We start from the raw sequence: 8,598 nt of genomic DNA, 5'->3' as shown, positions 1-8,598 counted from the left end.
GGGCGTCGTGGTCCTGCTCGACGCCCTGGTCGCCGTGGTCTCCGGGCAGCCGGCCGGGGTGGTGGCCGCGCAGCGGGCGCGCGTCGAGCCGCCAGGGCCGCTGATCGCCCAGCGGGAAAGCGGCTCGGACCAGTACTCCTACGAGGTCATGTACTTACTTCAGGGAAGTACTGACTCCGCCGCAGTACTGCGGGACAAGCTGGTGGGACTGGGCGACTGCGTCTCGGTGGCCGGCGGCGACTCCGACCTGTGGACCGTGCACGTGCACTGCAACGACGTCGGCGCCGCGATCGAGGCCGGGGTGGAGGCCGGGCGGCCGCACAAGATCAGGGTGGTCCGGTTCGCCGACGCGCCGTTCCAGGAGCCCGGCCGGTTCACCAGGGACCGCGCGGTGGTTGCCCCGGTGCGCAGCGCCGAGCTGGCCGACCTGCTCACCGGCGAGGGAGTGGCGGTGCTGCGGGTCGCCGGGGACGACGAGCCGTACGAGCTGCTCCGGGTGATCACCGGTACCCGGGCCGCCCACGTCACCGTGCTCCCGGCCGACAAGGGCCTGATCGAGATCGCCGACGAGGCCGCGATTCGGGCGGTCGCCGCCGGCCAGGACGTCGTGGTGGTCCCGTGCTCGTCCCCGGTCCAGGTGCTGGCCGCGGTCGCCGTGCACGACCCGCGGCGCCGGTCGGCCGACGATGTCGTGCGCATGGCCGAGGCGGCCGCGGCGACCCGGCGCGGCGAGGTCATGGTGGCCGCCGAGGACGCGATCACCTGGATCGGCCGGTGCGCCGCCGGCGACGTGCTCGGCTTCGCCGACGGCGAGGTGGTCCTGATCGAGCCGGGTCCGGCCTCCGTCGACGCCCTCGACCTTGTCGCCCGCGGCGTGCTCGGCCGGATGCTGAGCATGGGCGGCGAGCTGGTCACGGCGCTGTTGGGCGCGGACGCCCCCGACGACCTGGCCGCCGAGCTGGCGGATTTCGTGCGGGGGGAGCACCCCGAGGTGGACCTGATCGTCTACCGCGGCGGCCAGACCGACGCCGTGGTGACTCTCGGCGTCGAGTGAGCCCTACTCACCCGTCGCGCCGTCGATGCCCTCCCTGAGCAGGTCGGCATGGCCGCAGTGCCGGGCGTACTCGGTGATCATGCGCAACAGCACCCAGCGCAGCGAGAACGGCTCACCGTTGCGCTCCCGGACCCCGGTGTCGTCGAGCCGGGACCCGGCCACGATCTCCCGCGAGCGCTCGCACATGGCCCGCCAGGTGGCCAGCGCCTCCTCGGCGTCGCCGGAGAGGTCGTCGAAGTCGTCCTCCGCGTCATCCCCCCAGACGAAATCCACCTTCTCCCGGGCGAACTGGTGGTGGAACCACCATTGCTCGACGCCGGCCAGGTGCCGGACCAAGCCGTGCAGCGTCATTGTGGACGGCGGCATCGTCCGGTCGGAAAACCGCTCCTTCGGCACGCCAAGACACTTGAGCTCGACCGTGCGCCGGTAGTACTCGAGGTAGCTGATCAGCATCTCGCGTTCGTCGGCGATCGGCGGCGGATCGGTGCGGGCGCCCGCCTGCCAGCGCGGTGAGTAGCTGCTCTCCGGAAGTGGGGTCATCTCCATGGCCCGCACCCTGCCAGCGGCCACCGACACCGGCCTTGACGTGCGCGTCAATGGACGAGTCGCAGGGCCTGCCCGCGGCGAGCCGAGCCGGACGACGCCTTGCGCACGCCCGTCGGAGGTTGAGGACATAATCGGGGCCGATGGTTTCCCTCGACTCCAAGCTCGAGAAGATCGTGGGTGGCAAGTCGGCCAAGGCCCTTGCCGCCTCGTTCGACATCCATACCGTGCACGACCTGCTGCGGCACTATCCCCGGCGGTACGACGAGCGCGGCAAGCTCACCGACATCGCCGGGCTCGAGCTCGGCGAGCACGCGACGGTCCTCGCCAGGGTGCAGTCGGCCAGCAAACGCCGGTTGCACCAGAAGAACACCTGGCTCGCCAAGGTGGTCATCACCGACGGCCATCGCACGATGGAGTGTGCCTTCTTCGGCCAGCGCTGGCACGCGGACCGGCTCACGCCGGGAACCAGCGCGCTGTTCGCCGGCAAGGTGTCGATCTTCAACCGGAAGCTGCAGCTCACCAACCCCGACTACCACCTGATCGACGCGGACACCGACGACGTCGACATCGACGGCTTCATCGGCCTCATCCCGGTCTACCCGGCCACCGCCAAGCTCCAGTCGTGGCAGATCGCCAAATGCGTCCGCCAGGCCCTCGACGTGCTCGACGAGATCGAGGATCCGATGCCGCTGGAGCTGCGGGCCAAGCTCAGCCTCGCCGACTACGCCGAGTCGATCCGCAACATCCACCTCGGCAGGGACTGGGACAGCGTCAAGGCCGCCCGCGAGCGCCTCAAGTGGGACGAGGCCATGGCCGTGCAGCTCGCTCTCGCCCAACGCCGCGCGGCCGCGGTCGCCCGCCCGGCGCCGGCCTGCCGTCGCGTCGAGAACGGCATCCGCCGGGCGTTCGAGGAGCGGCTGCCGTTCCAGCTCACCCGCGGCCAGCTCGAGGTGAGCGCGGCGATCGCGGCCGACCTCGAGCTGGAGCACCCGATGAACCGCCTGCTGCAGGGCGAGGTGGGCAGCGGCAAGACCGTGGTGGCGCTGCTGGCGATGCTCCAGGTCGTCGACGCCGGCCGCCAGGCCGCGCTGCTGGCCCCGACCGAGGTGCTCGCCGCCCAGCACGCGCGTTCCCTGCGCGAGCTGCTCGGCGACCTCGCGCACGCCGGCGAGCTCGGCGGCGCCGACAACGCCACCAGGATCACGTTGCTGACCGGATCCCTGTCGACCGCGCAACGCAAGCAGGCGCTGCTCGACGCCGCCAGCGGCGCGGCCGGCATCGTGGTCGGCACCCACGCGCTCATCCAGGAGCGGGTCTCCTTCGCCGACCTCGGCCTCGTCGTCGTGGACGAGCAGCACCGCTTCGGCGTCGAGCAGCGCGACGCGTTGCGGACGCGGGCGGGGGAGAACGTCAGCCCGCACGTCCTGGTGATGACCGCGACCCCGATCCCGCGCACGGTGGCCATGACCGTCTACGGCGACCTGGAAACCTCGTCCCTGCGCGAGCTTCCGGTCGGCCGCTCGCCGATCGGCACCACCGTCGTCCCCGCCGCCGAGAAGCCGGCCTGGCTCGACCGCGCCTGGCAACGCATCCGCGAGGAAGTCCAATCGGGACACCAGGCCTACGTGGTCTGCCCGCGCATCGGCGACGAGGACTCGGAGTCCACTTGGGACGACTCCGACAACCGCCCCCCGCTCGCCGTCGCCGACATCGCCCCGATGCTCGCCGATGGCCCCCTTTCCGGCCTGCGCGTCGGCGTCCTGCACGGCCGCCTTCCGTCCGACGAGAAGGACTCCGTGATGCGCGCCTTCGCCGCCGGTGAGATCGACGTCCTGGTCGCCACCACCGTCGTCGAGGTCGGCGTCGACGTCCCCAACGCCACCGCCATGGTCATCCTCGACGCCGAGCGCTTCGGTGTCAGCCAGCTCCACCAGCTCCGCGGCCGCGTCGGCCGTGGCACCGCCCCCGGGATCTGCCTACTGGTCACCGACATGCCCGCCGGCACCGCCAGCCGAGACCGCCTCGACGCCGTAGCCTCCACAGTGGACGGATTCGAACTGGCCCGCCTGGACCTGGAAATGCGCCGCGAAGGAGATATCCTGGGCGCCCTCCAATCCGGCCGCCACTCGGGCTTGAAGCTCCTCTCCCTTCTCCGCGACGAAAAACTCATCGCCCGCGCCCGCGAAGAAGCCCAGCAACTCATCGACTTCTCGCCACTGCTCATCGGCTTCCCCGGCCTGGCCCGCATGGTCGCCGACCTCATCGACGACGAACGCGCCGAGTATCTCGAAAAGGCATAATATCCGCGTGCGGCGAACGGCAATTCTCACCGGGCTGACCCTGGTCACCGTGTAGGAAGGGTCAGGCGTAGTTCACGCGGTAGGTGAGGAGCACTACGCCGGTCTTGTAGGCCTTGGTGGCCAGCAGATCGAGGGTGATGATGCCGGGGGTGCCGGCGGTGAGGGAGATGCCGGTTCCGAAGAGGCGGGGGTTGAGTTTGATGATGAGTTCGTCGATCAGCTTGGCGTCGAGCAGGGTGGCCGCGAGTGTGGCGCCGCCGCAGAGCCAGATGTCTTTGCCCGGCTGAGCTTTGAGCTTCCGGACGAACTCGGCGGCATCCGAGCGGACCATCTCGACGTCGGGCTCGTCGACGTCGTCGAGGGAGTGGGAGAAGACGTAGTGCTTGAGGGGTGGGTAGGGGTACGTTACCCCGGCCTTGAGGCCGATCTCGTAGGTGTTGGTTCCCATGAGGACGGTGTCGTAGGAGCCGAGTGACGTCACGAACTCGTCGACGTGCTCGCCCACCATTGGGAAGCCGTCGTAGGAGCCGTCAGGGTGGGCGATGAATCCGTCTACAGTGGACGCTACGTGGTACTTGACCTGTCGCATGCGTCCACCGTAGCCGGACCGGACTTGCTACTTGCCGTTCGCCTTCGCGTCGCCCTGCTTGACCGGCTGGGGGCCGGGTGGGATGGCGGCCTTGACCTTGGCGCTGCCGAGGCGGGCCTGGGTGGCGAAGTGCTGGCGGGCGTCGTCGAGCATGCCGAAGATGGTGTTGACCTGGTCGGCGAGGCCCTGCTCGATCTCCGTGGCCTTGCGGACCCGTTCGGCGGCCTCGGCGAGGCGCTGCTCGGCGTCCTCGAGCACCTTGGCGGCCCGGATCTTGGCGTTGGCCTGCTCCTCGGCCAGCTCACGCTCGATCCGCTCGCGCTTGTCGTTGATGGCCTTCTCGATGGCTTCTGAGCGCTGCCGGGCGTCCTCGAGCAGCATGGTGGCCTGCTCCTTGGCCGCGGCCTCCTGCTTGGCCAGCACGGCCTCGGTCGTGGCGCGCTTCTCGGCCAGCGCCTTCTCGGCCGCCTGGGTGCGCCGCTCGGCGTCGGCGATGGTCTCGTCGGCCAGCTCCTTGGCCTCCGCCTGCAGCGCGGCCAGCTCGGCCTCCACTTTGGACCGCTTGTCCGCCAGCGCCTTGTCGCTGGCCTCGCTGCGCTGCTTGGCGTCGGCGAGGATCTTGGCGGCCTGCTTCTGGGCGGTGGCCTCGCGCTCGGCCAGCTCCCGCTCGAGCTCGGCGCGCCGCGCGTTGATGGCCTCCTCGACCGCGGCGGCCCGGCGCTCGGCGTCGCCGGCGATCTGCGCGGCCCGCTCCTTGGCCGCGGCGGTGCGCGTCTCGAGCTCGGCCTCCAGCTCGGCCCGCTTGGCGGCCAGCGTCGCCTCGAGCTCCTGCTCGCGGGTGGCCCGGCGCTCGGCGGCCAGCTCGTCCAGCTCGGCACGGGCGGCGGCGGCCTCGGCGTCGAGCTGCTCGCGCCGCGCGGCCGCCTCCGCGTCGAGCTGAGCGATCCGCTCCTCGTTGGCCAGCGCCTGGCGCTCGGCCTCGGCGCGGGCATCGGCCATCAGCCGCTCGTGCTCGGCCTTGAGGTCCTCGCGCAGCTTGTCGTACTCGGCCTGCAGCGCGTCGTGCTTGCGGGCGTAGTCGCCCTCGAGCTCGGCGCGCAGCTGCTCGGCCTCGGCGAGGATCCCGTCGTGCCGGGCCTTGAGCTCCTCGGCGTAGGACTGCGCCTCGGCCCGCACGCCCTCGGCGTACTCGTCGGCGGCGGACTTCGTCGACACCACATAGGCATCCGCGCCGGCCCTGGTCTTGGCCGCGTAGTCGTCGGCCGCCGCGCGGGTCTGGGAGGCGTACTGGTCGGCCTCGCTACGGGTGGCCGACGCGTGGCCGTCGGCCTTGGCCCGCGTGGAATGGCTGTACTGGTCGGCCTCGTCGCGGGTCTTGCGGCTGTACTCGTCGGCCTTCGCCTTGAACTCGGCGATCTCCTCCTCGGCGAGCTGCATCATCAGCCGCACCCGCTCGGTCATGCCCTCCGTGCTGGTCGGGCTGGCGCTGATCCGCGCGAGGCGGGCCCGCGACTCCATCAGCTGCTGCTGGACACTGCCAAGCGCCTTGGTGAGCTCGGCGACCTTGGCCACCGCCTCGTCCCGGCTCTTGGTGGCGTGGCGCAGGTCGTAGGTCAAGCGGGTCACCCGCTCGTTCACCTGGCGCTGGTTGTAGCCACGAATAACGACGTCGAAATGGGGCAAACGGGGAGTTGCGTCCGAGTCACCAGCAGGCATGGTCGCCCACTTTAGTATGTCCCTCCTTGGTAGGAATACCGGGTCGCCCTAATGGGTTAATGAACGGTCTCGGCCACCCCATGGGGTGATCCACTGTCCACCTGAACCGGTGATCGTTTCCCTTGAGCGCGCGCCACCGCGTGGGACGGCCACCAGTTGGCCCGGCCGAGCAGCGCCATGAGCGACGGCAGCACCAGCACCCGGATCACCATCGCGTCCAGGAACACCGCGGTGGCCAGGCCGACACCCATCTCCTTCATTTCCACCATGCTGAGGAACGCGAACACGGCGAACACCGACATCATCACCACCGCGGCGCTGGTGACCACGCCGGCGGAGCGGGTGATGCCGTGGGCGACCGCCGCCTTGGTCGGCATGCCGCGCAGCGCCGCCTCCCGGATCCGGCTGACCGCGAACACGTGGTAGTCCATCGACAGGCCGACCAGCACCACGAACACGAACAGCGGGATCCACGCGATGATCGCGCCGTTGGACTCGAACCCGAGCAGGCCCTCCGCCCAGGTGTGCTGGAACACCAGGCTGAGCACCCCGAACGCGGCGGCGGCCGACAGCGCGTTGAGCACGAGCGCGGACAGCGCGATCACCAGCGACCGGAACGTCAGCGCCATCACCAGGAACGTCAGCAGCAGCACGAATCCGATGACCAGCGGCAGCGTGTCGGACTGGTTGTCGCGGTAGTCCACGTTCCCGGCGACCCCGCCGCCGACCGCGTGCTCGGCTCCGGCCACCCGGCCCACCGTCGCGGGCAGCAGATCCTGGCGCACCACGCGCAGCGACTCGACGGCCTCGGGCGAGTTCTCGTCGTACGGCGTGGCGAGCCGGACCAGGCTCACCCGGCCGTCCGCCGACGTCCTGATCTCCGGCCGGGCGTCCTGGGCGAACAGCGGGTTGCCCCTGGCGCGATCGACCAGCCCGGCCAGCGCCGCGCGCACCTCGCCGGAGCGTTCGGCCGGGGCCCGCACCGCGATCAGGTGGCTGGCGCCCTCGCTCGGGAACGCCGCGGTGAGCCGGTCGTAGGCGGCCACCACGGGGATGGACTTCGGCAGCGTCTCCGCGCTGGCCGACCGCAGGTTCAGGTCAAGGGCGGGCAGGGCAAGCGCCACCATCGCGCCGGTGGACACGATCAGCGTCACGGCCGGGTAGCGCAGCGCGGGCCGCAGCAGCGCCGGCCACACCTTCGGCGGCCCCTGCCGGTTGGTCAGCTTCCACAGCAACGGGATCCGCGGCCGGTCCACCCACCGGCCCAGCTTGGCCAGCAGGGCGGGAAGCACGGTGAGCGAGCCGAGCACGGCGACCGCAACCACGATGATCGAGCCGGTGCCCAGCGAGGCGAACACGGCGTCGTTGGCCAGGTACAGCCCCGCCATCGAGACGATCACGGCCAGCCCGGAGACGACGACGGCCCGGCCGGCGGTCGCCGCGGCGATCTCCACGGCGGCCACGTGGCGGCCGTGGCCTTCGTCGAGCCGCTCCCGTTCCTCCCGCTCGCGTTTGAGGTAGAACAGCGAGTAGTCCACGCCGACGGCCATGCCCATCAGGAGGATGACGCTGTTCACCGAGTCGACGGCGGGGATGACGTGCGACGCGAGGGCGGAAAGGCCGAACGCGGCGCCGACGGCGGACATGGCCAGCAGCACCGGAACCCCGGCCGCGATGATCGCGCCGAACACGATGATCATGATGATCAGCGTGACCGGCAGGCTGAGCAGCTCGGCCCTGGCCAGATCGGTGCCCACCTGCTCGGTGATGCCCTTGCCGATCGAGGCGTCACCGACCTGCTCGACACGCAGTTGCGGGTAGTCGCGCTGGGCGGCCGCCGTCTGGTCGAGCAGCGCCTGCACCCGCTCGCCGGCCGTCTTCGCGTCGCCGCTGATCGTCAGCGGTACCAGCAGCGCCGACCCGTCCCGCGCCGGCACCGGCTCGCCGACGCCGGCGACCTCCGGGCGCTGGCGCATCCGTTCGGCGACGTCGGCCGCCGCCGCGGCCGCGGCCGGGTCCAGCGTGCCGTCCCGCGCGGTGATCAGGACGTTCTCCTTCGCCGGATCGTGGAAGTTTCCCTCCTCGTGGATCGCCGACGCCCGGCCGGACTCCCCGATGCGCTCATCCGCGTCGGTCGCCTCGTTCGTCCCGGCCATCCCGCCCACCGCGAAGCAGGCCGCCACGAACACGACCCACAACCCGATCGCCCGCCATGGGTGCGTTGCGCTCCACCGGGCGACGCGCACGGTCGCCGGTTGCTGGTTGTCTGCGCGCACTGCGTTTCCTTCCCTCGCTCCGGTCCGTCCCGACCTTGATCGTCGCGAGAACCCGGCGCGGGCACACGGGTGCGCTCCCCCGAACCATGGGTAGGGACAGCCCTACCCCGCTATGGC

Annotated in this window: 5 protein-coding genes and 1 pseudogene; 2 read left to right on the top strand and 4 right to left on the bottom strand. The window is 71.0% G+C overall.

Features of this window, described 5'->3' with window-relative positions:
* Positions 1-1,054 (top strand): annotated as a pseudogene (locus VGX25_RS27830) (dihydroxyacetone kinase); the annotation flags it as partial.
* Between the two features lie 3 nt (positions 1,055-1,057).
* On the opposite strand, the gene VGX25_RS27825 reads toward VGX25_RS27830, so the two are convergent.
* Positions 1,058-1,594 (bottom strand): DinB family protein, encoded by a 537-nt coding sequence (locus VGX25_RS27825; RefSeq protein WP_326920879.1) that lies wholly within the window; start codon positions 1,592-1,594, stop codon positions 1,058-1,060.
* 146 nt (positions 1,595-1,740) lie between these two features.
* Between VGX25_RS27825 and recG the strand changes: the two genes are divergently transcribed.
* A complete protein-coding gene (recG, locus tag VGX25_RS27820) occupies positions 1,741-3,900 on the top strand; it encodes an ATP-dependent DNA helicase RecG (protein WP_326920878.1) in 2,160 nt (719 codons plus the stop codon).
* 61 nt (positions 3,901-3,961) lie between these two features.
* On the opposite strand, the gene VGX25_RS27815 is transcribed toward recG, so the two are convergent.
* The 3 genes from VGX25_RS27815 to VGX25_RS27805 all read right to left on the bottom strand — a co-directional run bounded on the left by VGX25_RS27815 (position 3,962) and on the right by VGX25_RS27805 (position 8,481).
* Positions 3,962-4,489 carry a dihydrofolate reductase family protein gene (locus VGX25_RS27815; RefSeq protein ID WP_326920877.1) on the bottom strand — a complete coding sequence of 176 codons (528 nt, stop codon included), beginning with the start codon at positions 4,487-4,489 and terminating at the stop codon, positions 3,962-3,964.
* Between the two features lie 27 nt (positions 4,490-4,516).
* Positions 4,517-6,115 (bottom strand): hypothetical protein, encoded by a 1,599-nt coding sequence (locus VGX25_RS27810; protein WP_326920876.1) that lies wholly within the window; start codon positions 6,113-6,115, stop codon positions 4,517-4,519.
* 146 nt (positions 6,116-6,261) lie between these two features.
* Positions 6,262-8,481 (bottom strand): MMPL family transporter, encoded by a 2,220-nt coding sequence (locus tag VGX25_RS27805; RefSeq protein WP_326920875.1) that lies wholly within the window; start codon positions 8,479-8,481, stop codon positions 6,262-6,264.
* Positions 8,482-8,598: the final 117 nt, after the last annotated feature.

Origin of the sequence: Actinophytocola sp. (assembly GCF_035942955.1) — a bacterium.
In the GTDB taxonomy this organism is placed as follows: Bacteria; Actinomycetota; Actinomycetes; order Mycobacteriales; family Pseudonocardiaceae; genus DASYTH01.
This window is presented reverse-complemented; position numbering and strand designations above follow the sequence as displayed.

Bases quoted from the DNA above. Each gene is read 5' to 3' on its own strand.
- VGX25_RS27825 (WP_326920879.1), bottom strand. From the start codon at position 1,594: ATGACCCCACTTCCGGAGAGCAGCTACTCACCGCGCTGGCAGGCGGGC.
- recG (WP_326920878.1), top strand. From the start codon at position 1,741: ATGGTTTCCCTCGACTCCAAGCTCGAGAAGATCGTGGGTGGCAAGTCG.
- VGX25_RS27815 (WP_326920877.1), bottom strand. From the start codon at position 4,489: ATGCGACAGGTCAAGTACCACGTAGCGTCCACTGTAGACGGATTCATC.